Consider the following 24,451-nt stretch of genomic DNA (forward strand, 5'->3'; position numbering starts at 1 on the left):
AGTGGGCAGGTCTTCGATAGCCGTCGCGGGGAAGGAATGCTGGAGCCATGAGCGGCCCATCCGAACAACCCGCGCACGACGACGTCGACCCCCGCAAGGCGCGCTCGCGGGCCCGGCTGGTCGACGCCGCGACCGCCCTGCTGAAAACCGGTGGGGTGGAAGCGATCACGATCGAAGCCGTCACCCGGGTCTCGAAAGTCGCCCGCACCACCCTCTATCGGCACTTCGACAACGCCGCCCACCTGCGCGCCGCGGCCCTCGAGCACCTGCTGCCCCCGGTGGTGCGAGCCCCGGAGGCCGGATCACTGCGAGATCGACTGGTGGAACTGGTATCCCGCCAGGCCGCCCTGATCAACGGCGCCCCCGTGCACGTGACCACCCTGGCCTGGCTGGCCACCGCCGATCACACCGACTACGGCACCGCCCCGGCCTTCACCTCGCTGCGCCACCGCATCATCGAACAACACCGCAAGCCCTTCGACGACCTGCTCGGCAGCCCCGAGGCCCGGGCCGCGCTCACCGACGGCACCTGCGAGCTGGCCCTGGCCCAGCTCATCGGCCCCATCGTCTTCCTGCGCCTGATCGGCAGCGCCCCGGCCACCCCCGCCGACTGCGCCCGCATCGTCGATGATTTCCTGGCCGTGCGCACCCGCGACTGAGGCACACGCGCCGATCGCGTTCGACGCGACCGCACCGCGGTGGCGATCGCGCGCACCGCGGCCCATGTCACGCCCGGCATCAGCGCAGGGCGATGGTGACGACCATCGTGGCCTCGGTGGGGCCGTAGCCGCTGACCATCACGCGGCCCGGAGCCCTGCGCGCCACCGATTCCGGCCCGCACGGTGGTGTGCGGCTTATCCGAACACGGTGCCGCACAAGCACATCGATCGTGCGGTGGACCCGAGTCGCTACGCGGCCGCTTCGGCCATCGCACACGAGCGATGGTCGCCGCTCAGTCCTCGGAAGGCTTGCGGGCCTTGCTGGGTTGCACCCGCGAGGGCTCGTTGGGCATCTTCGGATACTGCGGCGGCCACGGCGCGTCCATCAGGCCCGCGGCCATATCCTTCTCCGACATCTCCAGCAGGGGAGCCAACGACTGAGGCGTGCGATCCGCCCACGGGTCACCCAACTGCGCCACCCGCGCCGGGACCGTGGCGATGGTCAACTCGTCGGGCACGACATCGGCCAGATCGTGCCAGGCGATCGGCGTCGAGACCTGCGCACCGACCTTCGGGCGCACACACCAGGCGCCGAACACCGTCTTGTGCGGGGCGTTCTGGTTGTAGTCGACGAACACGCGCGCACCGCGTTCCTCTTTCCACCAGTGCGCGGTGATCTCCTCGGGGTGGCGGCGCTCGAGCTCCCGGGCCAGGGCGACCGCGGCCGCGCGCACTTGATAACCGTCCCACCGGGGTTCGAGTTGTGCGTACAGGTGCAGGCCGCGCGAACCCGAGGTCTTCACCCGCACATCGATACCCAGCTCGGTGCACAGCGCGCGGGTCTGCACCGCCGCGCGGCGCAGGTCCTCGAACCCGATCCCGGGCGAGGGATCCAGGTCGATGCGCAACTCGTCGGTCACCCCGGTCGGGGGCAGCTCGGCTCCGGCGGCGTCGAACACCGGCGGCGCGGTACTGTCGCGATCGGCTCCGGCATGGGTGGCCCAGACGTGAAAACCCAAGCAGCCCAGGTTGACCGCCCACACGATGTGCGCCATGTCCGCCGCGACCAGCGCGTCGCTGGTGGTGCCGTTGGGGGTGATCACCTCGGTGGTCTGCAACCAGTCCGGCACCGAGGCCGGCACCCGCTTCTGGAACCAGGACTTGCCCGAGGCCCCGTCGGGATACCGCTCGAGCAGCACCGGGCGATCCCCGATGGTGCGCATGATCGGATCGGCAACCGCGAGATAGTAATTCACCAGATCGAGCTTGGTGTCCCCGCGCTTGCTGAAATAGACCTTGTCCGGGTTGGAGACGCTCACCGTGCGCCCGGCCACCTCGAGTTCGATCTTGGCGCTCATCGTCGGGCCTCGTCGAAGATCGTGCCCAACTCCGCGGGCGCGACCTCCTCGAGCTGTGCGTAGGTACACGATTCGGGGGTGCGGTCGTCCCGGAAGCGCACCAGGCGCCCGCCGTGCCGCAGTCGTCCGGACATGAGGTGTTCATACCGCACCTCGGCGACAAGTTCCGGGCGCAGCGGCTCCCACGACAGATCCTTGCCGCCGCTCCAGCGGCTCACCCCACCGGGCATCTTGCCCTCGGCCGCGGCCTGCGCGGCCGCGTCGGCCCAGCTGCGCCACGGATGGTTCGCCAGCGCGTTCTCCCGCAGCGGCGCCAGTTCGGTCACCAGTTCCCTGCGGCGCTTGGCGGTGAAGGAACTGGCCACGCCCACATGATTGAGGGTGCCGTCCTCGTCGAACAACCCCAGCAACAGCGAACCCACCCCTTCGCCGTCCTTGTGCCAGCGAAAACCCGCGATCACACAGTCCGCGGTGCGCTCGTGCTTGATCTTGAGCATCACCCGCTTGTCCTGCAGATACGGCAGATCCGCGCCCTTGGCCATCACCCCGTCGAAGCCCGCGCCCTCGAACCGGGTGAACCAGTCCACCGCGGTATCGGGATCCTCGGTCACCGGCGTGAGATGAATGCGCAGCACATCGCTGTCCGAACCGGGCGCGTCAGCGGTCTCGAGCACGGTCTCGAGGAGCCTGCGGCGTTCGGAGAACGGCTCACCGGTCAGATCCCGCTCGCCCAGCGCCAGCAGATCGAACGCCACGAAACTGGCCGGAGTCTCCACCGCGAGCTTGTTCACCCGCGAGGCCGCCGGATGCAGTCGCTGCTGCAGCGTGTCGAAATCCAGGCCGTCGTGCGTGACCAGCACGATCTCACCGTCGATCACACACTTGTCCGGCAGCACCTTGCCCAGTAGCTCCACCAGTTCGGGGAAGTACCGGGTCAAGGGCTTGTCGTTGCGTGATCCGAGCTCGATATCGGGCCCGTCACGGAACACGATGCAGCGGAATCCGTCCCATTTGGGTTCGAACAGCAGACCTGGTTCGCGTGGCACGGCCGCTACCGACTTCGCGAGCATCGGCTTGACCGGCGGCATGACGGGCAGATCCACTGGACCTCCTCGGTTCGATGCTGATCCGAGAACGATCGTAATCCGAACCGGTCAGTTTTCGATCCATCCGTGCTGATCCGCGAACGCGGTCAGCCGGTCCCGAATGGTCAATATCTCCCCGGCCGTCAACGCCGGAGAGGCATCGAGCAGCAGTTCGGTGATGAGCCGACGATGTTCGGTCGCGCTGAGCTGCCCGGCGCCCACCCGCTCACGATCCTTGCTCTTGTGCGCGCGCACCGGCGGCGCCTGCCCGGCGACCAGCGCCAGATTGATCGCCTTGGGACCGCGATCCCCTTCGGTCACATCGAATTCGAACACCCGCCCCTGCCGCAACTCGTCTTCATCCAGCCCTATGTCGTTGACATGCACGAACACATCCGGCCCACCGTCTTCTGGACGAATGAACCCGAAACCCCGAGAGCTGTCGAACGACACCAATTTCCCGATGGACACCTAAACACCCGCTCCTCGTCGCCGCGTCCCTCTGGCGGCCACTTTAGCCCGCAGCTTGATCATTGTTGGAAGAAAGTGCCTTTTGCAACGAATTGAAGACGGTCAGGCCCTGACCGACCATGCCGTTGAGCATCTCGCTGACGCCCTCGGGCCCGTTGAGCACCGTGAGATTCGCACCGGACAGACCCATCGAGGCACTCTTCACGATTTCCGGAAGTTGTTCGATGAGCAACTGATCGAGTGCGATCCGATTGTTCGAGGCCGCGGCCTCGGCTTGGATCCGCATGCGGTCGGCCTCGGCCTCGGCCAGGATCCGTACTCGTTCCGCTTCCGCCAGAGCGGGTTTGACCACCTCCGTCTGCAATTGCTGCTCACGCAGCTCGGCTTGTTTGCGTGCCTGCTCGGCCTGGGCCTGCAGCACCGCCTGCAATGCCAGCGCCTGGGCGAGCGGACCCGCCTGCGCGGCTTCGGCATTGGCCTTGTCGATATCGCGCTGGTATTCCGCGCGCAGCACCGCGGTCTGGCGCTGATACTCCGCCTGCTTGCGCTGGGATTCCTGTTCGGCCTCGGCCGCGGCCTGCGAGGCGGCGGCCTGGGCGATCTGCGCGTCGCGCTTGACCGCGGCGTTGTGCGGAGCCGCCAGCGCCGCGATGTAGCCGAGATTGCCGTCGTCGATGGACTGGATCTGCAGCGAGTCCACCCACAGCCCGATATTGCCCATCTCCACCTTCGAGGCCACCAGCACCTCGTCCGCGAGCTTCTGGCGCTCGCGGATGATCTCCTCGACCGTCATCGACCCCACGATCGAGCGCAGATGCCCGGAGAAGATCCGTCCGGTCAACACCGACATCTCGCGTTCCTGTTCGGACAGGAACCGTTGTGCCGCATTGACGATGGACTGCGTGTCGTTGGCGACCTTGAACGCGATCACCGCGCGCACGTCGAGCTGGATGGCCTGCTTGGTGACACAGCGCTCCTGGATCTCGGCCTCGAACATGGCCAGGGACAGATAGCTCACCTTGCGAAACAGCGGCATCACCCAGGTGCCGTGCCCGATCACCACGCGGAACGGGGCGTCGTCCTTGCTGCCGCCACCGCTGACGAGCATGGCCTCGTCCGGGTCCGGAACGTGATATCCCAGCATCGATGTGTCTCCCTCGATGAATTGATGAATTGTCGAAAGTCAATCGCCGGGAAGCGGTATCCACGCAACAACGTCGACGATTCGGCCCGGATGCACGGCCACGACCAGCACGCTGGTGCCCCCGGCGAGTGCCTCCTCGGCGCGCGCGATGTACAGCTCTGTTCCCCCTCGAATAGCGACCAGCACCTCCCCGAGTGCTCCCGCCCGTCGGATCGGCGTGGTCAGCGTACCCGTCAAGCCCACTACCGGGTCGGTCATCGCCGAGACTCCTTGCCCTCTTGTTCCCAGCGTACGACCGTTTACGGAGTGCTCGAATTTAGCCGAATAATTGCTACTGGTCGGTATGATTACTCGGTCCGCAGGCACCGCTGGTTTCCGAAAGGAACTCCTGATGGGTAAATGCACCGCGCCGGAAGAATATTGCTGGTTCTCGAGCGATCGACCTGGCAGGCTGAAGCGGTGACCACCCCTCCGGATATAGCGGCCGGCTCGGCCGACGACAAACTGGACGCCGGCGTACTCAAGATCGCCGGCGTCGTGGTGCTCGGCGCGATCATGTCGATCCTCGACATCACCGTCGTGACCGTGGCGATTCCGCGGTTCCAGGAAGAATTCCACACCACCTACGCCATTGCCGCCTGGTCCATGACCGGCTACACCCTGGCACTGGCCACCGTGATCCCGCTGACCGGCTGGGCCGCTGATCGTTTCGGCACCAAACGCCTCTACATGGCCGCGCTGATCTTCTTCGTACTCGGCTCGGTGCTGTGCTCCACCGCGTGGAACATCAACTCGCTCATCGCGTTCCGAGTGATCCAGGGCCTGGGCGGCGGCATGCTCATGCCGCTGGGCATGACGATCATGACTCACGCCGCCGGGCCCGCCCGCATCGGGCGCGTCATGGCCGTGCTGGGCGTGCCGATGCTGTTGGGCCCCATCATGGGACCGATCCTGGGCGGCTGGCTGATCGACAGCTACAGCTGGCACTGGATCTTCCTGATCAACCTGCCCATCGGCATCGTGGCGCTGATCCTGGCCGCGATCATCTTCCCCAAGGACAACCCGCAACCGTCCGAGAGCTTCGACTTCGTCGGAATGCTGCTGGCCTCACCGGGTTTGGCGGCGTTCCTGTACGGAGTGTCCTCGATCCCCGGTGAGGGCACCGTGGCCTCGGCCAAGGTGCTCATCCCCGCCGGCATCGGCCTGGCACTGCTGGTGGCGTTCGTGTTCCACGCCCTGCGCACCGAACACCCGCTGATCGATCTGCATCTGTTCCAGAACAAATCGCTGCGCTACGCGGTACTGACGATGACCCTGTTCGCGATGGCGTTCTTCGGCTCGGGCCTGCTGCTGCCGAGCTATCTGCAGCAGGTGCGCGGGGAATCCACCCTGATGGCCGGTCTGCTGATCGCCCCGCAGGGCCTGGGCGCGATGCTGACCATGCCCATCGCCGGCCGGCTGGTCGACAAGATCGGGCCCGGAAAGATCGTGCTCACCGGTATCTCGGTGCTGTCCATCGGTATGGCGTTCCTGACCCAGGTCAAGGCCGACACCCCCTATCCGATGCTGATCGGGGCACTGTTCGTGATGGGCCTGGGCATGGGCTGCACCATGATGCCGACCATGACCGCCGCCATCCAGACGCTCACCCACGCACAGGTCGCACGCGGTTCCACGCTGATGAACATCATCAACCAGACCGCCGGATCCATCGGCACCGCAACGATTTCGGTGGTATTGACCTCGCTGCTGAACAAGCACGCACTCGCCGGTGCGGCCATCGCCTCGCACTACAACCCGAAGGTGGGCCAGGACCTGCCCCCGGGCGCACTGGACGAGGGCTTCGATCTGGCGGCGCAGGCGTTCGCGCACACCTTCATCGTCGCGCTCGTGCTCCTGCTGCTGACCCTGATCCCGGCGTTCTTCCTGCCGCGGGTCAAACCCAAGAGTCCCGAGGGGATCGGCGCGACGACCGTCGTCGCGCACTAGCCGGTACCCCGAGCACCTCGACTACCCGAGCACATCGACGCGGATCGCCCGCCCCGGCAGCAGTCGGGGCGGGCGATCGTTTTTCGCGCGGTGCGCGAATGTAGCTGTGCGCCTTGCGCGGAGGTAGCTGCGCGCAAGGCGCGACAGGAACCCGCTACAGATCCGAGGACAACGGATTGCCCGGGGCGATCGCACCACAGCTGGATCCGGCCGGTTGCCCGGCGAAACGCGCGTCGATCCACGCGAGCGCGCCGGTGGACCACACCGCCAGGGTGGGAATGTGGCTCAGGCCGTCGTACTGGTGGTACTCCACGAGCGCGTTGCCGCTCTCGCAGTATCGGCGCGCCAGTGCACGCACGTCACCGGCCACCATCACCCCGTCCCCGGGGCCCACGCTCGGATTGCCACCGCTGGTGCCCTCGGCCTCGCCGCCCGCACCCTGGGCGATGTACAGCGGGATCGTCGGAGTCGGCGCGGTGGCCAGATTCACCTTGTCCACCGAATCCACCAGCGGGACAACACTGTTGGGGTCGGCGTACTCGGGCTTGACCATCTGCGCCCAGGTCAGTCCGGGATGCTGGAACAGCACGTTGCCGATCGAGGCGTGCTCGACCGCGGCGACGATCTGCGCACCGTACGGGCTCAGATACGGGGTGAAATCGATGCCGTAGGAGCGCGCGACACCGATGATCGCCATCGCCGCCACCCCGGACCAGCCCAGACTGCCGCTGACATAGCGCAGGTTGTGCGCGGGGTTGACCAGCAGTCCGCCCTCGGTCGCGCCGACGATCCGCGCATCGACCTCCGGAGCGTAGGTGGGCGCCAGTGCCGCGGCCCAGCCGGTGGCGATCGCGCCGCCGGAGTAACCCATCAACCCGATCCGGGTCTCGGGGGTCAGGCTCGTGTCCGCGCTGTGGGTCGCGGCCCGGATCGAATCGAGGGTGGTCATCCCGTACTCGGGCCCGGCGGCGAAATCGGCCTGCGGCCCTTCGGTATCGGCGATGATCACCGTGTATCCGCCCGCCAGGATTCCCGAGATCAGCGTCGCCTCCGAGGCCACCACCATCCCGCCGAAACTCAGATCGCCCGCGATCGAACGCGAGGGGCCGTGCTCGGGATCGAGCGAATCGTAGAACGACTGGTAGGCAACGGCTCTGGCCGGATCCGCCCCGCCCGGCGGGATCAGCACCGAGGTGACTCCGGCGCTGGGGCGGTACTGCGCGTCGGTGGTGCGATAGAGCAGCTGGATCGCGGTGACGGGCGTGGCGATACCGGCGATGTGATAGCTCAGCGTCCGGGTGTCCAGCACGGTCCCGGGCTCGATGTCCGAGAGCGGGACATCGCCGTGATAGGTGTAGAACGAATCCGATGCCGCGAACGCCGGGGGCGCGCAGACCGTCGTCGTGGCCGTGGCCACCGACAATGCCGCGATCGCCGACAACATCGGGGCGATCGTGCGTACTTTCCTCATGAATCCCCTCGAGAAGCTACGGCCTGATCGAGGGACGAATCATGCTGCGGCACAACGAGGGCAACAGGATTTCGGTGACGATTCCCGATCAGGGCTCCAACCGGTAACCGGACAGTAATGTCCGGTTACCGGTTGGTAGTTTGTCGCGCTCACCGGTTTCCGTCAAGACCTGCCCGACGGGAACCGGTGAGCGCGGCCGACTCTCACGCCCGCACGCCGACTCTCACGCCCGTACCGGGCGCGGTGCGCTCAATTCCCGCAACGCGGACAAGAACAGCTCGTCCATCCTCGGGCTCAGCTCGCCCAGCGTCGCGGCCCCGGCGTGGGACGCCGATCCGAAGACGCGCTCGAGCTCCTCGGTGCCGGTGGTGGCGCCGATCGAGAGGCACAGGCACGCCACCCCGTCGGCGCGCAGTTCCTCGAGTGCCTTGTACGCGTCGGCTTCGGCGTAGCGCCCCTCGTACCCGTCGTCGTACGGGACCCCGTCCGAGAGCACCAGCAGCAGCCGGTTCTGGGTCCCGGCCTCGTTCGCGAGAATCGCTCCCGCGCCGCGGATCCCGGCTCCCAGACGGGTGTAGTTCGCCGGCTCGAGCTGATTGAGCCGGGCTCGCCCGAGCGCGCCGAACCGCTGATCGAAGGTCTTGATCGCCGGCAGATGCACCGCGTGCCGCCCCTGGGAGCGGAACGCGTAGACCGCGACGCGATCCCCGAGTTCCTCGAGCGTCAACGCCAGCGTGGCCGCGGCGCGCCGCTGATGATCGTGCACCGCCAAGCCTTCCGGATCGGTGTCGGTGGCCGAACCCGAGGCATCGAGCAGGATGAGCACGCCGAGATTGCGTGCGAGTTTGCGGTGCTCGAGGTAGACGTTCTCCGCGCGCGAATGGCCCGAGCGCAGATCGACGAACAGATCGATCAGCGCCTCGATGTCGAGATCGTCGCCATCGGGTCGCGCGCGTAAGACCTTCGGGCCCAGCCCGACCCGGGCCAGCCGCCGCCGCAGCACGTCATCGGCCGAGATTCCGGCCGCGGAGATGTCCGCGGCGACCGTGAGCGGAAAGTCCAGGACCCGGCACCATTCGGGCCGATACCGCTGCTTGTGCACATCCCATTCCGGATGCAGCGCCCCGCCCACTCCCACCGCGGCGCCCGGCTTGTCCGCATCGGTGAAGCGGATTTGCGTGGGCAGCGGCCGGGCCTCGGGCCCGACCACGCGCGCTCGCCGCACGGCGCGCACTTTCGCCTCGGCTCCGGCGGCACCGTCGGAGGACGACCGCGAACTGCCCAGCCGCTTGCGGATCTGATCCATCAGCGATTGCGAACTGAAGAGCGGGTTCTCGAACAATGTGAGAATTTTGCTCCCGCCGGACTGTTCCTCGTCACCGTCGTCCTCGGTCTCGGGGACATCGAGCGGATCGAATTGCAGGTGCAACTCCTGCGTGCCGGCCCGCGCGCCCGGACCGGCGACCGGTTCGAGCAGCCGGGAGGGCTTCAGGACCCCGAACCACTCCGGAGGATCGGGGAGTTTCGCTCGGCCCCGTGCGGTGTCGAGCGAGTCGCCCGTGCTCGCGGTGAACGCCGGGCCCTCGGGTGCCAGCGCCGCGGCGAGGGGGAGTCGGTGCCCGAGCTCGGCGAGCACCCGGCGACCCTCCACCGCCAGATAGCGGCGAGCGATCACCGGGCGGCCACGCAGGGCCTTGACCCACCGCGGGTCCAGACTCCCCGCACCCAGCAGAGCGCTCTGCAGCAGCACCTCGCGCCGCTGCTGTTCGAGCGCCCGCCCCGCCGAGACGAACACGACCCGGCCGTTGGTGTGTGCCCGCTCGCCCGGTCCGGCCTCCGCGACCGTCACGGCCCGGCCGGCCACGAACGTGGCCAGCAGGCGAAACCGCTCGGACGGACTCGGATCCGAGCGACCGCGCACCGTTCCGTTCGTATCCGTTCCGTTCGTATCCGCGTCGTCGATATCCGTGCCGTAGGTATCGACGTCGTAGGTATCCACGTCGTTCACGACCGTGGCAGTACGGCATCGACCAGTTCGCCGAGCGCGCGCACCACATCGCGGTCGTCCGAGAGCGTCTGCACCACCGCGGACTGGACCGCAGCGCGCAGATCCAGCCCACCGGCCACCAGACTTCCCGCGAGAATCAGCATGCGGGTGGAGGACACCTCGCGCAGTGGTGAGCCGTCCAGGTTCCGAATGGCGTTGCCGAGCGAGACCAGCGCGCGGGCGGTCTCCGCATCGACCCCGGCCTCGTGCGCCACCACCTCGATTTCGGTTGCGGCAGAAGGATAATCGAGGTCGATGGCGATGAAGCGCTGGCGCGTGGATTCCTTGAGGTTCTTGAGCACGCTCTGATAGCCGGGGTTGTAGGAGATCACCAGCTGGAACCCCGGCGCCGCCCGCAACGTGGTGCCGAGCCGATCCACGGGAAGCTCACGCCGATGATCGGCGAGCGGATGAATGACCACCGTGGTGTCCTGCCGCGCCTCCACCACCTCGTCGAGGTAGAAGAGCGCGCCCTCGCGCACGGCCCGGGTCAACGGGCCGTCCACCCAGACGGTCTCTCCGCCCTTGAGCAGGAAACGCCCGACCAGGTCCGCGGAGGTCATATCCTCATGGCCCGCCACGGTGATCAGCTCCCGGCCGAGCTCGTTCGCCATCGCCTCCACGAAACGCGTCTTGCCACATCCGGTGGGGCCCTTGAGAAGAACCGGCAGGCCGCCGCGCGCCGCCGCGCGGAAAACCTCCGCCTCGTTGCCGACCGCCCGGTAGAACGGTGCGGTCTCCCACCCGGGGGGAATCGTGGACTCGGCATCGGCCGGGCCGGAATCGGTTGCGACAGTGCTCGATCGGCTGCTCGACATCTCAATTTCCTCGATCGTAGGGAACGACTTTCGGGAGCTCTTTGCCCTCGGGCAGCACGAGCTTTCCGTCCGGATCGATATAGCCGGTGTCCTTGCCGGGGATCGGCAGCACCGGATCGGGGCACAGGCGCCCGGTGCCCTCGCCGCAGATGCCCATATCGAAATACGAGCGCTTCTGGATATCGGCCGGCCACGGGTCGGTGTGCATCGCGAACCATTGCGCGGGAATGTTGTAGCAGACGAAGAAGAAGATGCTGCACGCGGCGAAGATCGCCAGGAAGCGGGTGCCCTGCTGGCGCACGAAACCGCCCTGGACGCGGTCCAGTCCGCGTTCGACGAAGGTGCGGCCGCGATCATCGGTGAAGTAGCGCAGCGAGCACAGCCCCGCCTGCACACCGCCCCACATCAGCCCCTCGTACAACGGCCACTGATAGTAGGTGCCGGCATTGATCGACAGCGATTGGATCGCACCCGGATAGGTGAAAAGGCCCATCGGCATCAGGAACAAACCCTCGATGACGAAATCGAAGAAGAACGTCCAGACCAGCAGCACGCCGATCAATCCCGTATTGCTGATGTTCGGCCATTTCGCTTTGGCCCTGCGCATGATCCAGCAGCCGAGAATGGTGCACATCAGAATGCCGTACGAATATCCCGGCGCGTTCATGAGAATCGGCTCGGCCATCATGTGGCCCGGTTCGCCGAACGAGCGCCACCCCGGAACATCCAGCACCCAGGATCCGCGATTGAACATCCACGTGTTGTAGGTGCTCCACGTATTGAAGTAATTGAGCAGTGGATCCTGGAAGAACAGCAGGCCGCACGCCACCAGCAGCATGCCGTCGGTGGTGATCCGGCGTTCGCGCCGCCAGGGGCGGACGATGAAGAAATAGATGCCGACCGGCAGGCCGATCAGGATCACGGTCGTCCAGACGATGAGGATCGTCTTCATCAATGTCGGTGGATCGCTGGGGCCGGTGGGCACCCGCTCGAAATTGGGTCCGGTGATCCACCGAATCCAGACATACAACTGGAAGGCGAGAATCACGCCGCCGATAACGGCCCAGATCCGGACCGGTTTGCTTTTCGCTTGTACCTGGGAACCGAGCGAGGCGGTGTCGCCGAGCGGCTCGCTGACATGGGGAGCAGATTTCTTGCTCGACAGTTCCGTCATGAAACTGCCTCCTTCTGGATCGATGCACCACATCGCTCGCTCGACCGCTCGGACACGGGAGGCGGATCTGCGATGAGTACGCCGCCAATATACCAGTGGGTATCTGAGAATCCAATGGGGTTCCTAGATCCTCTGTTAGACTCGCCGACATGGTTGAGCGGTGGACTACCGAGCGGCGGCTGGCGCACACCCGATCGCTCCTACTCGATGCCGCGGAGGCGGTGTTCGCCGAAAAAGGCTTCACCGCAGCCACTCTCGATGACATCGCGCATACCGCGGGATACACCAAGGGCGCCATCTACAAGCACTTCAGCACGAAGGAAGATCTCTTCCTGGCGGTGAGCGACCGGTACTGGCGCGGCTATTTCGACACCTTCGCCGAGCTGCTGTCCGCGGTGAGCGAGGTCGGAGCGCGCGAACTGGACGACATCGCCCAGCGGTGGCGTCAACTCGGCACCGACCGGGGTGCGGAACAGGCCGCGCTGGGCCACGAGTTCACGCTGTACCTGCTGCGCAATCCCGAAGTGCGCGAACGGGTCGCGGCCAAGCGGCTCGAGGTGGTGCAGGCGCTGGGGGAGTTCATCGTCGAGGGTCTGCACCGCATCGGCGGCACCCTGCTGATCCCGCCGTTGACCTTCGCGCACGTGCTGATCGCCACCTGCGATTCGGTGGTGCTGGGCAGTCAGCTCAACGACATCGACCTGTACCGGCCCACACTCGAGATGTACCTGTCGGTCATCAAACTGCCCGAGGCGCATCCCGTCCCCGGCGTGAGCTGATCCGCCGCACGCCGGGACCGGCTACACCGGGTCGAAGGCCGAGATCAGCCAGGACGCATGCACTTTGGTGAGCGAGACCCGCACGCTGCTGGCCGTCATGGCCGGATCGGGCTTCTCGGAACTGGTCGTGGTCTGGTTGATGAACACCAGCACCGTCGCGGAGTCCGCACGCAGATCGGCCACCGCCGCACGCACCACCACCGCACTGGTCTTGACCGATTTCGCCTTGGCCGCCGGGGTGACGATCTGATCGGTGAACTGGTTGTAGTAGGTCAGGAAGTCGCCGGTGAGATGGGCTTTGGCCGTGGAGAAATCCCGGTCGAGGGTGTCGGGGGCGTAGGACAGCAGCGCCACGGTCCCCTCCTTCGCGGCCGCGAGCGCCGACTGTGAGGAGTCCTGCCCGACCCGGCGGTCCGGGAGATACTGCGACCCGATCAGGGTCGCGGCCGCGACCACGGCCGCGACCGTGAGGACGCTCAGCGCGGCCACACCCGGTGCGGCGCGCAGGGAACGAAGGGCGCGGGCGAGCCACGCGCGTGCGGTACCGATCACGGAACGAACTCGACTTTCGATATCTTGAGCTGGCCGCCGACCCGCGACACGGTCACGCTGAGCCGCCACACTCGCGGTTCCTGCTGCGCGCCTGCGGAATTGGTGATCTGTGAGGTGGCCGCGACCAGGATCACCGCCGAGTCCTCGGTCATCGACTCCACCGCGCTGGCATTGACCTTGCCCGCCGTGGTGACCTGGGACTGCTGCACGACCTTGGTGAAATCCTCCGAACGACCCTGGAAGTCGTCGTGGAACGCACCCGCGGAATTGTCCAGCACCCGCTGCACGTCATCTTTCGCGTGGTTGAAATCCAGCGAGGTCAGCGCGATCACCCCCTGGCGGGCGGCAGCGGTGAATTCCGCTGCGCGCCTGTCTTTCTCGGAGAGCTGATGGTGATGCCAGAGCGAGTATCCGCTCGTCCCCGCCGAGGCGATGATCACCACCAGGGCCGCGGCGGTCAGTGCGATACGGCGCGGTGTGCCGCGCGGTGCTCGCGCGCGCAGCCGGCGCAACCGGGACGGAGGTGCGGTCTCGGGGTTCTCGTGCGAATCCTTCGTGAGCCGAACCACGAACTCCTCGGGCGCGGAGTCGCCTTCTCCGGCATCGTTGTTCGCGGCAGCCTCCTGCTCGGGAACGGTCTCGTCCACGGCATCGGCATCGGGGTTCCGGGCCTCGTCTCGCGCCGGGGCCGCGCTGTCGTGCGCCGAGGACTCCGCGTCCTCGGCGCGCTGGCGCGCGAGGGTGGCCAGTGCCCGGGCGCGGGCAGCGAGCGCCACCGCCTTGGCCTCCTGTGCGGCGGCCTCGGCTTCGTCCGCGGCGACCTGCGCCTGCTCCGCGGCATATCGCAGGGCGCGCGCACCGGTGCCGACGCGGACCTGCGGGGCCGGGTCGAGGTCGGTATCTGGATCCGCGAGATCCTCCATTGCACTTCCACATCCGTCGCGTCCGTCGTTGGCGAGAACGACGTTATCACTCAAATCTGGAACCTGATCCCGAAAACGGCACAGTCGTGGCACCATTGCCGTCATGTGCTGCGGAAATAAAGTTTCCGTACTTCAGCGCGGGGGGAAGTCGACTGGCAGGCAGCCGGATTCGAGACAGGAAAGCGGAACTCTTCTTCCTGATCAGGGGTGTGCGGTGGCGCGCCGAGAGTTGTGGGCCCGGCGCGGGCACCGCATGTGACTTACTGGCGTTTTACCCTCCGGGGTGGGTTGTGGCGGAGTGATCCCACGACTGGAGGAGTATTGCGTTGTCATTTCTCGCATGTAAGCTTCGTCATAGATGAGAATCACATTTCCGTCAGTGAGTGGAAGACCGGTGGATACATGGCGGCCAGAGTTCGGCGCTGGTCTCCGGGGCTGTCCCGGCGCAGCTCAGGAGTCCTGCAAACGGTCGGCGGGCTGTTCGCGATGTCGGCGGACGCGGTGCGTTTCGCGTTCCGCCGCCCGTTCCAGACCCGCGAATTCCTCGAGCAGTCCTGGTTCATCGTCCGGGTCTCGATGATCCCGACCCTGCTGGTGGCCATCCCGTTCACCGTGCTGGTCAGCTTCACCCTCAACATCCTGCTGCGCGAGCTCGGCGCCGCCGACCTCAGCGGCGCGGGAGCGGCGTTCGGCGCGGTGACCCAGGTCGGGCCGATGGTGACCGTGCTGATCGTGGCAGGCTCCGGAGCCACCGCCATGTGCGCGGACCTGGGCTCGCGCACCATCCGCGAAGAGATCGACGCCATGCAGGTGCTGGGCATCGATCCCATTCAGCGCCTCGTCACTCCACGCATGCTCGCCTCCGGCCTGGTGGCATTCCTGCTGAACAATCTGGTCTGCATCATCGGCATCCTGGGCGGATACGTGTTCTCCGTCTTCGTCCAGGACGTCAACCCCGGCGCCTTCGCCGCCGGAATCACCCTGCTCACCGGAGTGAACGAAGTGATCATCTCCTCGGTCAAGGCGCTGCTGTTCGGTGTCGTCGCGGGATTGGTCGCCTGCTACCGGGGCTTGATCGTCACCGGCGGCGCCAAATCGGTGGGCAACGCGGTCAACGAAACCGTCGTGTACGCGTTCATGTCGCTGTTCGTCATCAATGTCGTGGTCACGGCCATCGGCATCCAGATGACGGCCCGGTGAGGAGCACACGATGACCATCGCAGCCAGATATCCGGGCGCACTGCGCCGCCTGCGCCGGCCCGTCGCGAGCATGGGCCGCATCGGCGATCACACGATCTTCTACGTCAAAGCCCTCACCCGCGCACCGTTCGCGGCCATCCACTACCGCCGCGAGACGATCCGCCTGATCGCCGAGATCAGCATGGGCGCAGGAGCTTTGGCGGTGTTCGGCGGCACGGTGGTGATCGTCGGATTCCTCACCCTGGCCACCGGCGGGACACTCGCGGTGCAGGGCTACAGCTCGCTGGGCAATATCGGCATCGAGGCGCTCACCGGATTCCTGTCCGCGTTCATCAACGTCCGCATCTCCGCACCGGTGGTCGCGGGCATCGGCCTGGCGGCCACCTTCGGCGCCGGAGCCACCGCGCAATTGGGCGCCATGCGGATCAACGAGGAGATCGACGCGCTCGAATCGCTGGCCATCGAACCGATCGCGTATCTGGTCGGCACCCGGATCGTGGCGGGCATGATCGCGATCACGCCGCTGTACGCGCTGGCTGTCATCGCCTCGTTCATCGCCAGCCGGTTCACCACCGTCGTGCTGCTCGGCCAGTCCGCCGGACTCTACGACCACTACTTCTCGACCTTTCTCAATCCGATCGACCTGGTGTGGTCCTTCGCCCAGGCGATGCTCATGGCGCTGGCAATCCTGTTGATACACACCTACTTCGGCTTCTTCGCCAGCGGCGGCCCGTCCGGAGTGGGCATCGCGGTCGGCAACGCGGTGCGCACCTCGCTCATCGCGGTCGTATCGGTGACGCTGCTGGTCTCGCTGTCGGTGTACGGCGCCAACGGCAACTTCAATCTGTCCGGCTAGGGGAGTCCGTGCTATCGAATGTATTGCGCCCCGCGGTGGGCGTGCTGTCCGTCGGAGTGATCGCGGGGTTCGTCGCGGGCGCGGCGATCCTGTTCCAGGGCGGTCTCGAGGACACCGTCGCGGTGACCGTGCTCTCGCCGCGCGCGGGGCTGGTGATGTACCCCGACGCCAAGGTCGAGATGCGCGGCATCACGGTCGGCAGGGTGAGCGCCATCGACGAGCGGCCCGACGGGACCGCCGCGCTGAAACTGGCCATCGATTCGTCTCAGCTGCGGATGATTCCGGCCAATGTCTCGGTCGACATCTCCTCCACGACCGTCTTCGGCGCGAAGTACGTCCAACTGATCCCACCGGAGCATCCCGCCTCCGCCTCCCTCACCGCCGGACAGGTCTTCGACGCCGGACACGTCACCGTCGAGATCAACACGGTGTTCCAGCAGCTCACCCAGGTGCTCGGGCGGATCGAACCGGAGAAACTCAACGAGACCCTCGGGGCGATCGCGGCCGCCACCAAGGGGCGCGGGGACCAGACCGGACGCATGCTCACCGACCTGGAATCGTTTCTGGCACAGGTGGAACCGGCACTGCCCGCCCTGACGAACGATCTGACCCTCGCCCCGGCGGTGGTCGACGCCTACGCCGACTCCGCGCCCGCGCTGCTGGAACTGGCCGGCAATGCCGCCTCGATCAGCGAGACCGTGGTCCAGGAACAGCACAACCTCGACGCCCTGCTGACCGGACTGATCGGCCTGTCCGACACCGGAACCCAGGTCCTGGGCGACAATCGCTCCGCCCTCGCCACGACCCTGCGCCTGCTGGTGCCCACCACCGAACTCACCGACGAGTACAACGCGGCCATCGACTGCTCGGTGACCGGCCTGGCCACCCTGCACGATCTGCCCCCGGCGCGGTACGAGGGCGTGGCCATCTCCGCGAACTTCCTGTTCGGCACCTATCCGTACCGCTATCCCGCGGACCTGCCCAAGGTGGCCGCGACCGGCGGACCGCAGTGCTCGGTCATTCCCGTGCCCTACCAGGGCCGCCCCAAGTTCGTGGTCGCCGACGTCGGCGCCAATCCGTTCGAGAGGGGCGATCAGAACGTGACGCTCAATGTCGAGTCGCTGCAACAGGTCCTGTTCGGCATCCCCCCGAGCGGCGGGCACCGATGAGCACGCGCAACGGCCCGCTGCTCAAATTCGGGATCTTCGCCGCGGTGATGCTGGTGCTGTCCGGGGTGCTGCTGGTGGTGTTCAGCAACTACCGCTCCGGCGCCTCGGACGCCTACTCCGCGGACTTCACCGACTCCTCCGGACTGCGCACCGGGGACACCGTGCGCATCGCCGGCGTGCGGGTCGGCACGGTCCGCGGTGTGTCATTGCGCGCGGACCACCACGTGAGTGTCGCCTTCGAGGCCGATCGCGGCATCGCCCTCACCACGGGCACCCGGGTCGCGATCCGCTATCTCAATCTGGTGGGGGACCGGTACCTTGAACTGACCGAAGGGCCCGGCTCGACCGAGATCCTGCGCCCCGGCGCCCGGATCCCGGTCGAGAAGACCACGCCCGCACTGGATCTGGACCTGCTGCTGGGCGGACTCGAACCGGTGATCCAGGGGCTGAACGCACGGGATGTGAACACCTTCACCTGGTCGCTGCTCGAGATCATGCAGGGCAAGGAGGGAACGATGGACTCGCTGCTGTCCAAGACCGCCTCCTTCACCACGACGCTCGCCGACAACGGCGCGGTGGTGCAGCAACTCATCGACAACCTGAACACGACGATGAAGACCCTGTCCCAGGACGGGGCCCAGTTCTCCGGCACCATCGACAAACTCGAACAACTGGTTACCCAGCTCTCCCAGGATCGCGACCCGATCGGCGCGGCCATCACCGCCCTGGACACCGGCACCGCCTCGATCGCCGACCTGCTCACCCAGGCCCGGCCCCCGCTGGCGGGCACGATCGATCAACTCGCCCGCCTCGCACCGGCATTGGACGCGGACCAGGGCACCCTCGAACAAGCCCTGCAGAAGGCCCCCGAGAACTTCCGCAAGATGGCGCGCACCGGCACCTACGGCAATTTCATCCAGTACTACCTGTGCTCGCTCACCGTCCGGGTGAACGACGCCTCCGGCCAGGTCGTGGTCCTGCCCGCGGTCGCCCAGGACACGGGAAGGTGTGCGCCCTAGCCATGCTCGAATATCGCGGTAGTCATCTCGTCCGCCAGGGACTGGTCGGCATCGTGCTGATCGTGTGCATGATCCTGATCGGCCTGCAGTCCCAGCGATTCATGGAGTGGGGCACCACCGTCCGGTACGAGGCGATGTTCACCGAAGCCGGTGGCCTGCGCGTCGGCGACGAGGTGATCGTGTCGGGCGTCAAAGTCGGGCGGGTCGCGAAGGTGTCCCTGCGTGACGGCGACGCGCAGGTCGTGTTCACGCTCGATTCGAAGGTCCGGCTCGGAGACAAGACCTCCGCGCACATCAAAACCGGCTCACTGCTGGGCAAACGGGTGCTGACCCTGATCTCCGAGGGCCCCGGCACCCTGCGCTCCACACAGACGATCCCGATCGCGCGCACCACCTCGCCGTACTCGCTCACCGACGCGGTCGGGGACCTCACCACCAACGTCTCGGACATCGACACCAAGGCGCTGAACGATTCGCTCAACCTGCTGTCCTCGATGCTCGATCGCGTCGCACCACAGCTGGGTCCGGCCTTCGACGGACTCAGCGCGCTGTCCCGCACGCTCAACGACCGCAATGCCTCGCTGCGGGATCTGCTGGGCGCCACCGCCGACGTCAGCGGAATTCTGGCCCAGCGCAGCGACCAGCTCAATGCCCTGCTGCTGAACGGCAATTCGCTGCTGGGCGTGCTCACCGAACGACGCCAGGCGATCGTGGACCTGCTGGCCAACACCGCCGCTGTCGCCCGGCAGCTCTCGGGCCTGGTCGCGGACAACGAAGCCGAACTCGGGCCCACCCTGGACCATCTGAACTCGGTGACCGCCATGCTCGAGAAGAATCGCGACAGCATCGGCGCGGCACTGCCCGGACTGGTGAAGGTGACCCTGACCCAGGGCGAGATCGTCTCGAGCGGGCCCTTCTACAACGCCTATGTCGCGAACCTCATTCCGGCAGAAGTGATCCAACCGTTCATCGACCAGGCTTTCGGATCGATTCCACTGCCGAACGCGGAGGCGCCCCGATGAGAAGTCCCCGAGTCCGGCGCTTCGCGGCGGCGATACTGGCCGCGGTCGTGCTCATCGCGGGCATCGTGGTGGTGCAGCGACTCATGTTCGCGCCCCGCACGATTCGCGCCGTGTTCAGCTCGGCCACCGCCATCTACCAGGGTGACGAGGTGCGCGTCGCGGGCGTCGAGGTCGGGCGCATCGCCTCCATCGAACCGCACGGCACCACCACCGAACTGGTGCTCGACATCGACCGCGATGTGCGGATCCCCGCCGAGGCCAAGGCGATCATCGTGGCGCAGAGCCTGATCGCGGCCCGCTACGTCCAGCTCACCCCGTCCTATCGAGGCAACGGCGCGGTGCTGAGCGAGGGCGCGGTCATTCCGCTCGAGCGCACCGCCGCCCCGGTCGAATGGGACGAGATCAAGTCCCAATTGACCAGACTGGCAACCGATCTGGGACCCGATACGCTCTCGGGCAGTTCCACCGGCCGGTTCATCGACAGCGCCGCGAACGCATTGGCCGGCAACGGCGAGAAACTGCGCCGCACCCTCACCCAATTATCCGGCGTCGGAAGGGTTCTCGCGGACGGCAGCGGCGACATCGTCGCCATCATCGAGAACCTGCAGCAGTTCGTGACCACCCTGCGCGACTCCAACGTGCAGATCGTGCAATTCCAGAACCGGCTCGCGAGCCTCTCGAGCCTGCTCGATGACAGCCGCTCGGACCTGGACGCCGCCCTGTCGAGCCTGTCGGTCGCGGTCGGGGACATCCAGCGATTCGTGAACGCCAACCGGGACAAGGCGAGCGAGCAGGTGCAGCGGCTCGCGAACGTCACACAAAACCTGGTCGATCACCGCAAGGATCTCGAAGAGCTGCTGCACCTGTTCCCGACCAGCCTCGCGAACTTCTACAACATCTACAACCCCGATACCGCCACCGAAGCGGGCGTCTTCGCGCTCAACAACTTCACCAACCCGATCCAGTTCATCTGCGGCGGCATCGCCAGTCTCGAGAACCTCACCGCCGCCGACTCCGCGACGCGCTGCCGCGACTACCTCGGGCCGTTCCTGAAACTGCTCGAGTTCAATTACCTTCCGGTGGCGGTGAATCCGGTCCTGGGCCCGACCGCGAATCCGAACAACATCATCTACACCCAGCCCGAGCTCATTCCCCAGGTGGTCGACACCAAGACGCAGGCGCCCACCCTGCCCAGCCTGCTCGACATTCTCTTCCCCGGCGGAGGGCACTGACCATGACCACGACACCGCCGCCCCGCGGGCGATACGGAAAACTCCTGACCGTCGGGGCCTGCGCGCTCCTCGGCGCCACCGGCTGCGGCTGGCACGGGGTCAATTCGCTGCCGCTGCCCGGCGCGACCGGTCACGAACCCGGCTCCACCACCATCCACGTGGAAATGGCGAATGTCGGCACCCTGGTGTCGAATTCGCCGGTCCTGATCGACGATGTGGTGGTCGGCAGCGTCGGAGCCATCACACTGAAGGGCTGGCACGCGGACGTCGAGGTCACCATCCGCCCCGCCACCGTCGTGCCGGCCAACGCGGTCGCCTCGATCGGGCAGACCAGCCTGCTGGGCTCGAGCCATCTGGCGCTGGGCACCCCGCCCGGCGTCGCACCCGCGGGCGCGCTGCCCGCCGGGGCGACGATCCCGCTGAGCGACTCCTCCACCTACCCCTCCACCGAGCAGACCCTCGCCTCGGTATCGGTGGTCGTCAACGGCGGCGGGCTGGGTCAGATCGGCGACATCATCCACGGCCTGAACGAGGCGTTCACCGGCCGCCAGGACAAGATCGGCGCCCTGCTGACCCGCCTCGACACCCTGATGAGCACCCTGGACAGCCAACGCGACAATATCGTCGCCACCATCAGCGGCCTGGAACGGTTGTCGGGAACCTTTGCCGCACAACGCGATGTCCTCACCGACACCCTGCAGAAACTGCCCCCAGCGCTGGACGCGCTGCTGGCGGTGCGCCCGGATCTGGTGACCGCCCTGGACAAACTGAAGACCTTCAGCACCGTCGCCACGGGCGTGGTTTCCGACGTGCAGGGCGATCTGGTCACCGATCTCGAACACCTCGAACCGACCCTGAACGCGCTCGCCGACGTCGGCACCAAGATCGGGTCCGCCGTCGCCTTCGCCACCACCTACCCCTACGGCCAGTACGGCATCGACCACGCGCTCAAGGGCGACTACGTCAACCTGATGGCCACCGTGGACCTGACCATCCCACGCCTGCGGCGAGAGCTGCTGCTGGGCACGCCCTGGGGCGATCCGACAGCCGTGATCCAGGCCGCCATGGGCGATCCCGGTTACGCCACCCAGACCAGGAACCCGCTCACCGTCGCGATCGAGCCCCCCGCACCGCAGAGCCCCGGAGGCCGTTGATGTTGCTGACGCGTTTCGTCAAGGCGCAGCTGATCATTTTCTCGATCCTGTCGGTCATCGGACTGGCGGTGATGGGGACCGTCTACATGCGACTGCCTACCCTGGCCGGCATCGGCAGTTACGAGGTCACCGTCGAACTGCCCGCGGCCGGGGGGCTCTACCGGTTCGGCAACGTCACCTATCGCGGCGTCGAGATCGGCAAGGTCACCCGCGTCGAACTGACCGGGGACGGAGTGCGGGCCACCCTCACGATCAGCGGATCGCAGAAGATCCCCGCCGATCTGGACGCGCAGGTGCGCAGCGTCTCGGCGGTGGGGGAGCAGTACGTGGACCTGCGACCGCGCACCGATTCCCCACCGTATCTGCACGAAGGATCGGTGATCGCCAAGCGCGACACCACGATTCCGCAGCCGGTCGGCCCGATGCTGGACCGCCTCAGCGCACTGGTGGGCACCATCCCCCAGGACAAACTGCACGATCTGCTGGGCGAGCTGTTCCAGGGCGTGAACGGCGCGGGCCACGATCTGGACTCGCTACTGACCTCCGCCGGGACGCTGTCCGCCGACCTCAACGGAGTCGGCGGCACCACCCGCACCCTGGTGGAAGACACCGCGCCCCTGCTGGATTCGCAGGCCCGCACCGCCGACGCGATCCGGATCTGGACCCGCAGCCTCTCCGGTGTCACCGCCCAGCTGGTGGCCGAGGACCCCCACATTCGCACCCTGTTGCAGACCGGTCCGGGCGCCGTGCGCGATGTGACCCAGCTGCTGGACTCGGTGAAACTGACCCTGCCGGTGCTGCTGGCCAACCTCTCCAGCGTCGGGCAGCTCGCGGTCACGTATCACGCTGCGCTGGAACAGGTCCTGGTGCTGCTGCCCCCGGCCATCTCGATGATCGAGGCGGTGCACCCGACCAACAACGCCTCCGGCTGGGGTGTGGGCGACTTCCGGCTCAGCGGCACCTCCGACCCGCCCGCGTGCACCGTCGGGTTCCTGCCGCCGTCCTCGTGGCGGCTGCCCTCGGACATCACCACCCTCGACACCCCCGACGGCATGTACTGCAAACTCCCGCAGGATTCGGAGGTCGCGGTGCGCGGTGCGCGCAATTTCCCCTGCCTCGGGCATCCGGGCAAACGCGCCCCGACCGCCGAGCTGTGCAACAGCGACCAGGAGTATCAGCCGGTGGCCGACTCACAGCCCGTGCTGGGCCCCTACCCACGCGATCCCGGTCTCGAAAGCCAGGGCATCCCACCGGATTCGCGCTACGGGCCCGGTGAGGGCGCCCCCTCGGGAGCCGAGAACCTGGTGTCCCCGTCGATCGGCATCGCGCGGTACGACCCGCAGACCGGCAAATACGTCGGACCCGACGGCCGCCTCTATCAGCAGACCGATCTGTCCCGCCCCGGCACCGCCGTGTGGAAGGACCTGCTGCCGCACTGAGGCGGCACCGAACCCGTCGGGGCGGCCCTGCCCGCCCCGGCGTTTCACCGGCCGCCCCCGCCTTTCCCCATCGACGGCGAGGGGCGGCCGGTTCATCGTGGCTCGAGCCGGCGCTCGCCTTCCAGGTCCCGCAGGTAGGTCTCGATCAGTTCGATGGTCTCGGCGTGGCAGGTGTCGATGCCGAAGGCCTCCTCCATGCGCAGCAAGCGCGAGATGCTGGACATGAGCAGCACCAGCGCCCCGGGGGTGTAAGGGCGTTGCTGCGCACCGTATCTCGCGAGGATCTCCGACACCGCGGCCAGCTGTAGTGCGCGAAATCGCTTGGAGGACTCCGTGATTTCGGCGCGGATGGCCTTGCGATGATTGGCCAGCGCGACGAACTCCATGGTCAGCGCGGTCTGGGATTGATCGTGAATGGAGTCCCACAGCGCCCACAGCGGCTGCGGGGACTCGAGCGCGTCGAGCTGATGCCGATAGCTGCGATCCGCGCCGCGCCGGAACAATTCGACGAACAGATTGTCCATGTTGCCGAAGTAGTAATACACCAGTGCGGAATTGGCCTCCGCCAGTGCGGCGATGCGGCGGGTGCTGACCGCGGCGTAGCCCTCCTCGAGCATGATCTGCTGCGCCGCGTCCAGCAGTGCGGCTCGCGTGGTCACGCTGTCCGCGGTCGCGCCGCGCTCGGACTTCATGTGTGGGGCCTCCTGGGTGCTGTGCCGACTCAGCTTACGGACGGGCCGGCGTGCGGTCGCCGCGCCGATCCCGCGAGGGGCGTACCCGATGGTGTCTTGACAGCGGCGAATCCGCTGCCGTATATGTTAATCACTCGCTTAATTAATCACTCGATTAAGGCCCTGGAGCGGGGCATTTCCCCGATCCGCCGCCGTGAC

General features: G+C 66.9%; 23 protein-coding genes. 11 read left to right on the plus strand and 12 right to left on the minus strand.

Features of this window, described 5'->3' with window-relative positions:
* Window positions 1-47: 47 nt before the first annotated feature.
* Entirely contained in the window at window positions 48-659 is a 612-nt protein-coding gene (locus tag NJ1_RS14775; RefSeq protein WP_067693524.1) for a TetR/AcrR family transcriptional regulator, read from the plus strand.
* A gap of 293 nt (window positions 660-952) precedes the next feature.
* Here NJ1_RS14775 and NJ1_RS14780 read toward each other — a convergent pair whose 3' ends face one another.
* From NJ1_RS14780 to NJ1_RS14800, 5 genes are read right to left on the minus strand one after another with little or no spacing between them, the layout of a single operon-like run.
* Window positions 953-2,017, minus strand: a complete 1,065-nt coding sequence (locus NJ1_RS14780) for a DNA polymerase domain-containing protein (RefSeq protein WP_067693527.1) — start codon at window positions 2,015-2,017, stop codon at window positions 953-955.
* Window positions 2,014-3,120, minus strand: coding sequence for an ATP-dependent DNA ligase (locus tag NJ1_RS14785; protein ID WP_218025199.1), 1,107 nt, complete (start codon window positions 3,118-3,120; stop codon window positions 2,014-2,016). Before NJ1_RS14785 ends, NJ1_RS14780 begins: the two co-directional genes overlap by 4 nt.
* 51 nt (window positions 3,121-3,171) lie before the next feature.
* On the minus strand, window positions 3,172-3,573 hold the full coding sequence (locus NJ1_RS14790) for a cold-shock protein (protein ID WP_067693530.1): 402 nt from the start codon (window positions 3,571-3,573) through the stop codon (window positions 3,172-3,174).
* Between the two features lie 43 nt (window positions 3,574-3,616).
* On the minus strand, window positions 3,617-4,717 hold the full coding sequence (locus NJ1_RS14795; protein WP_067693533.1) for an SPFH domain-containing protein: 1,101 nt from the start codon (window positions 4,715-4,717) through the stop codon (window positions 3,617-3,619).
* A gap of 39 nt (window positions 4,718-4,756) precedes the next feature.
* A complete protein-coding gene (locus tag NJ1_RS14800; RefSeq protein WP_067693536.1) occupies window positions 4,757-4,975 on the minus strand; it encodes an NfeD C-terminal domain-containing protein in 219 nt (72 codons plus the stop codon).
* A 201-nt stretch (window positions 4,976-5,176) separates the two neighbouring features.
* On the opposite strand from NJ1_RS14800, the gene NJ1_RS14805 reads away from it, so the two are divergent.
* Window positions 5,177-6,706 carry a DHA2 family efflux MFS transporter permease subunit gene (locus tag NJ1_RS14805; protein ID WP_067693975.1) on the plus strand — a complete coding sequence of 510 codons (1,530 nt, stop codon included), beginning with the start codon at window positions 5,177-5,179 and terminating at the stop codon, window positions 6,704-6,706.
* 154 nt (window positions 6,707-6,860) lie between these two features.
* Here NJ1_RS14805 and NJ1_RS14810 read toward each other — a convergent pair whose 3' ends face one another.
* The 4 genes from NJ1_RS14810 to NJ1_RS14825 form a co-directional block, all read right to left on the minus strand.
* A complete protein-coding gene (locus NJ1_RS14810; protein ID WP_084478211.1) occupies window positions 6,861-8,150 on the minus strand; it encodes a lipase family protein in 1,290 nt (429 codons plus the stop codon).
* A gap of 250 nt (window positions 8,151-8,400) precedes the next feature.
* The gene (locus NJ1_RS14815) at window positions 8,401-10,098 is read right to left on the minus strand and encodes a nitric oxide reductase activation protein NorD (RefSeq protein ID WP_067693978.1); all 1,698 of its coding nucleotides are present in this window, start codon (window positions 10,096-10,098) and stop codon (window positions 8,401-8,403) included.
* Between the two features lie 83 nt (window positions 10,099-10,181).
* A complete protein-coding gene (locus NJ1_RS14820; protein ID WP_084478213.1) occupies window positions 10,182-11,042 on the minus strand; it encodes a CbbQ/NirQ/NorQ/GpvN family protein in 861 nt (286 codons plus the stop codon).
* Between the two features lies 1 nt (window position 11,043).
* Window positions 11,044-12,216 (minus strand): spirocyclase AveC family protein, encoded by a 1,173-nt coding sequence (locus NJ1_RS14825; protein WP_067693542.1) that lies wholly within the window; start codon window positions 12,214-12,216, stop codon window positions 11,044-11,046.
* 149 nt (window positions 12,217-12,365) lie between these two features.
* On the opposite strand from NJ1_RS14825, the gene NJ1_RS14830 reads away from it, so the two are divergent.
* Complete coding sequence (locus NJ1_RS14830) at window positions 12,366-12,995, plus strand: TetR/AcrR family transcriptional regulator (protein WP_067693544.1); 630 nt, start codon at window positions 12,366-12,368, stop codon at window positions 12,993-12,995.
* A gap of 21 nt (window positions 12,996-13,016) precedes the next feature.
* Here NJ1_RS14830 and NJ1_RS14835 read toward each other — a convergent pair whose 3' ends face one another.
* Both NJ1_RS14835 and NJ1_RS14840 read right to left on the minus strand, forming a co-directional pair.
* Complete coding sequence (locus NJ1_RS14835; protein WP_067693547.1) at window positions 13,017-13,616, minus strand: twin-arginine translocation pathway signal; 600 nt, start codon at window positions 13,614-13,616, stop codon at window positions 13,017-13,019.
* Window positions 13,544-14,524, minus strand: a complete 981-nt coding sequence (locus NJ1_RS14840) for an Rv1363c family protein (protein WP_245717392.1) — start codon at window positions 14,522-14,524, stop codon at window positions 13,544-13,546. Before NJ1_RS14840 ends, NJ1_RS14835 begins: the two co-directional genes overlap by 73 nt.
* A gap of 348 nt (window positions 14,525-14,872) precedes the next feature.
* Here NJ1_RS14840 and NJ1_RS14845 point away from each other — a divergent pair, with 348 nt between their 5' ends.
* From NJ1_RS14845 to NJ1_RS14880, 8 genes are read left to right on the plus strand one after another with little or no spacing between them, the layout of a single operon-like run.
* Window positions 14,873-15,670: an MlaE family ABC transporter permease gene (locus tag NJ1_RS14845; protein ID WP_067693550.1), complete on the plus strand. Its 798-nt coding sequence runs from the start codon at window positions 14,873-14,875 to the stop codon at window positions 15,668-15,670.
* A 10-nt stretch (window positions 15,671-15,680) separates the two neighbouring features.
* Window positions 15,681-16,526: an ABC transporter permease gene (locus NJ1_RS14850; protein ID WP_067693553.1), complete on the plus strand. Its 846-nt coding sequence runs from the start codon at window positions 15,681-15,683 to the stop codon at window positions 16,524-16,526.
* 8 nt (window positions 16,527-16,534) lie between these two features.
* Window positions 16,535-17,695 (plus strand): MCE family protein, encoded by a 1,161-nt coding sequence (locus tag NJ1_RS14855; protein WP_067693556.1) that lies wholly within the window; start codon window positions 16,535-16,537, stop codon window positions 17,693-17,695.
* Window positions 17,692-18,714 carry an MCE family protein gene (locus NJ1_RS14860; RefSeq protein WP_067693559.1) on the plus strand — a complete coding sequence of 341 codons (1,023 nt, stop codon included), beginning with the start codon at window positions 17,692-17,694 and terminating at the stop codon, window positions 18,712-18,714. The genes NJ1_RS14855 and NJ1_RS14860 overlap by 4 nt, the downstream gene beginning before the upstream one ends.
* 2 nt (window positions 18,715-18,716) lie before the next feature.
* Window positions 18,717-19,736, plus strand: a complete 1,020-nt coding sequence (locus tag NJ1_RS14865) for an MCE family protein (protein ID WP_067693561.1) — start codon at window positions 18,717-18,719, stop codon at window positions 19,734-19,736.
* Window positions 19,733-20,968, plus strand: a complete 1,236-nt coding sequence (locus tag NJ1_RS14870; protein ID WP_067693564.1) for an MCE family protein — start codon at window positions 19,733-19,735, stop codon at window positions 20,966-20,968. Before NJ1_RS14865 ends, NJ1_RS14870 begins: the two co-directional genes overlap by 4 nt.
* Window positions 20,969-20,970: 2 nt before the next feature.
* The gene (locus tag NJ1_RS14875; protein WP_067693567.1) at window positions 20,971-22,122 is read left to right on the plus strand and encodes an MCE family protein; all 1,152 of its coding nucleotides are present in this window, start codon (window positions 20,971-20,973) and stop codon (window positions 22,120-22,122) included.
* Between the two features lie 2 nt (window positions 22,123-22,124).
* Window positions 22,125-23,561, plus strand: coding sequence for an MCE family protein (locus NJ1_RS14880; RefSeq protein ID WP_067693987.1), 1,437 nt, complete (start codon window positions 22,125-22,127; stop codon window positions 23,559-23,561).
* A 92-nt stretch (window positions 23,562-23,653) separates the two neighbouring features.
* On the opposite strand, the gene NJ1_RS14885 is transcribed toward NJ1_RS14880, so the two are convergent.
* On the minus strand, window positions 23,654-24,253 hold the full coding sequence (locus tag NJ1_RS14885) for a TetR/AcrR family transcriptional regulator (protein WP_067693570.1): 600 nt from the start codon (window positions 24,251-24,253) through the stop codon (window positions 23,654-23,656).
* Between the last annotated feature and the right edge of the window lie 198 nt (window positions 24,254-24,451).

Origin of the sequence: Nocardia jejuensis NBRC 103114, assembly GCF_001613145.1 — a bacterium.
GTDB classification, from domain to species: domain Bacteria; phylum Actinomycetota; class Actinomycetes; order Mycobacteriales; family Mycobacteriaceae; genus Nocardia; species Nocardia jejuensis.

Excerpts from the sequence above, each read along its gene's own strand:
- NJ1_RS14775 (WP_067693524.1), top strand. The coding sequence starts at position 48 with ATGAGCGGCCCATCCGAACAACCCGCGCACGACGACGTCGACCCCCGC.
- NJ1_RS14780 (WP_067693527.1), bottom strand. The coding sequence starts at position 2,017 with ATGAGCGCCAAGATCGAACTCGAGGTGGCCGGGCGCACGGTGAGCGTC.
- NJ1_RS14795 (WP_067693533.1), bottom strand. The coding sequence starts at position 4,717 with ATGCTGGGATATCACGTTCCGGACCCGGACGAGGCCATGCTCGTCAGC.
- NJ1_RS14800 (WP_067693536.1), bottom strand. The coding sequence starts at position 4,975 with ATGACCGACCCGGTAGTGGGCTTGACGGGTACGCTGACCACGCCGATC.
- NJ1_RS14810 (WP_084478211.1), bottom strand. The coding sequence starts at position 8,150 with ATGTTGTCGGCGATCGCGGCATTGTCGGTGGCCACGGCCACGACGACG.
- NJ1_RS14820 (WP_084478213.1), bottom strand. The coding sequence starts at position 11,042 with ATGTCGAGCAGCCGATCGAGCACTGTCGCAACCGATTCCGGCCCGGCC.
- NJ1_RS14825 (WP_067693542.1), bottom strand. The coding sequence starts at position 12,216 with ATGACGGAACTGTCGAGCAAGAAATCTGCTCCCCATGTCAGCGAGCCG.
- NJ1_RS14830 (WP_067693544.1), top strand. The coding sequence starts at position 12,366 with ATGGTTGAGCGGTGGACTACCGAGCGGCGGCTGGCGCACACCCGATCG.
- NJ1_RS14845 (WP_067693550.1), top strand. The coding sequence starts at position 14,873 with ATGGCGGCCAGAGTTCGGCGCTGGTCTCCGGGGCTGTCCCGGCGCAGC.
- NJ1_RS14850 (WP_067693553.1), top strand. The coding sequence starts at position 15,681 with ATGACCATCGCAGCCAGATATCCGGGCGCACTGCGCCGCCTGCGCCGG.
- NJ1_RS14860 (WP_067693559.1), top strand. The coding sequence starts at position 17,692 with ATGAGCACGCGCAACGGCCCGCTGCTCAAATTCGGGATCTTCGCCGCG.
- NJ1_RS14865 (WP_067693561.1), top strand. The coding sequence starts at position 18,717 with ATGCTCGAATATCGCGGTAGTCATCTCGTCCGCCAGGGACTGGTCGGC.
- NJ1_RS14870 (WP_067693564.1), top strand. The coding sequence starts at position 19,733 with ATGAGAAGTCCCCGAGTCCGGCGCTTCGCGGCGGCGATACTGGCCGCG.
- NJ1_RS14875 (WP_067693567.1), top strand. The coding sequence starts at position 20,971 with ATGACCACGACACCGCCGCCCCGCGGGCGATACGGAAAACTCCTGACC.
- NJ1_RS14885 (WP_067693570.1), bottom strand. The coding sequence starts at position 24,253 with ATGAAGTCCGAGCGCGGCGCGACCGCGGACAGCGTGACCACGCGAGCC.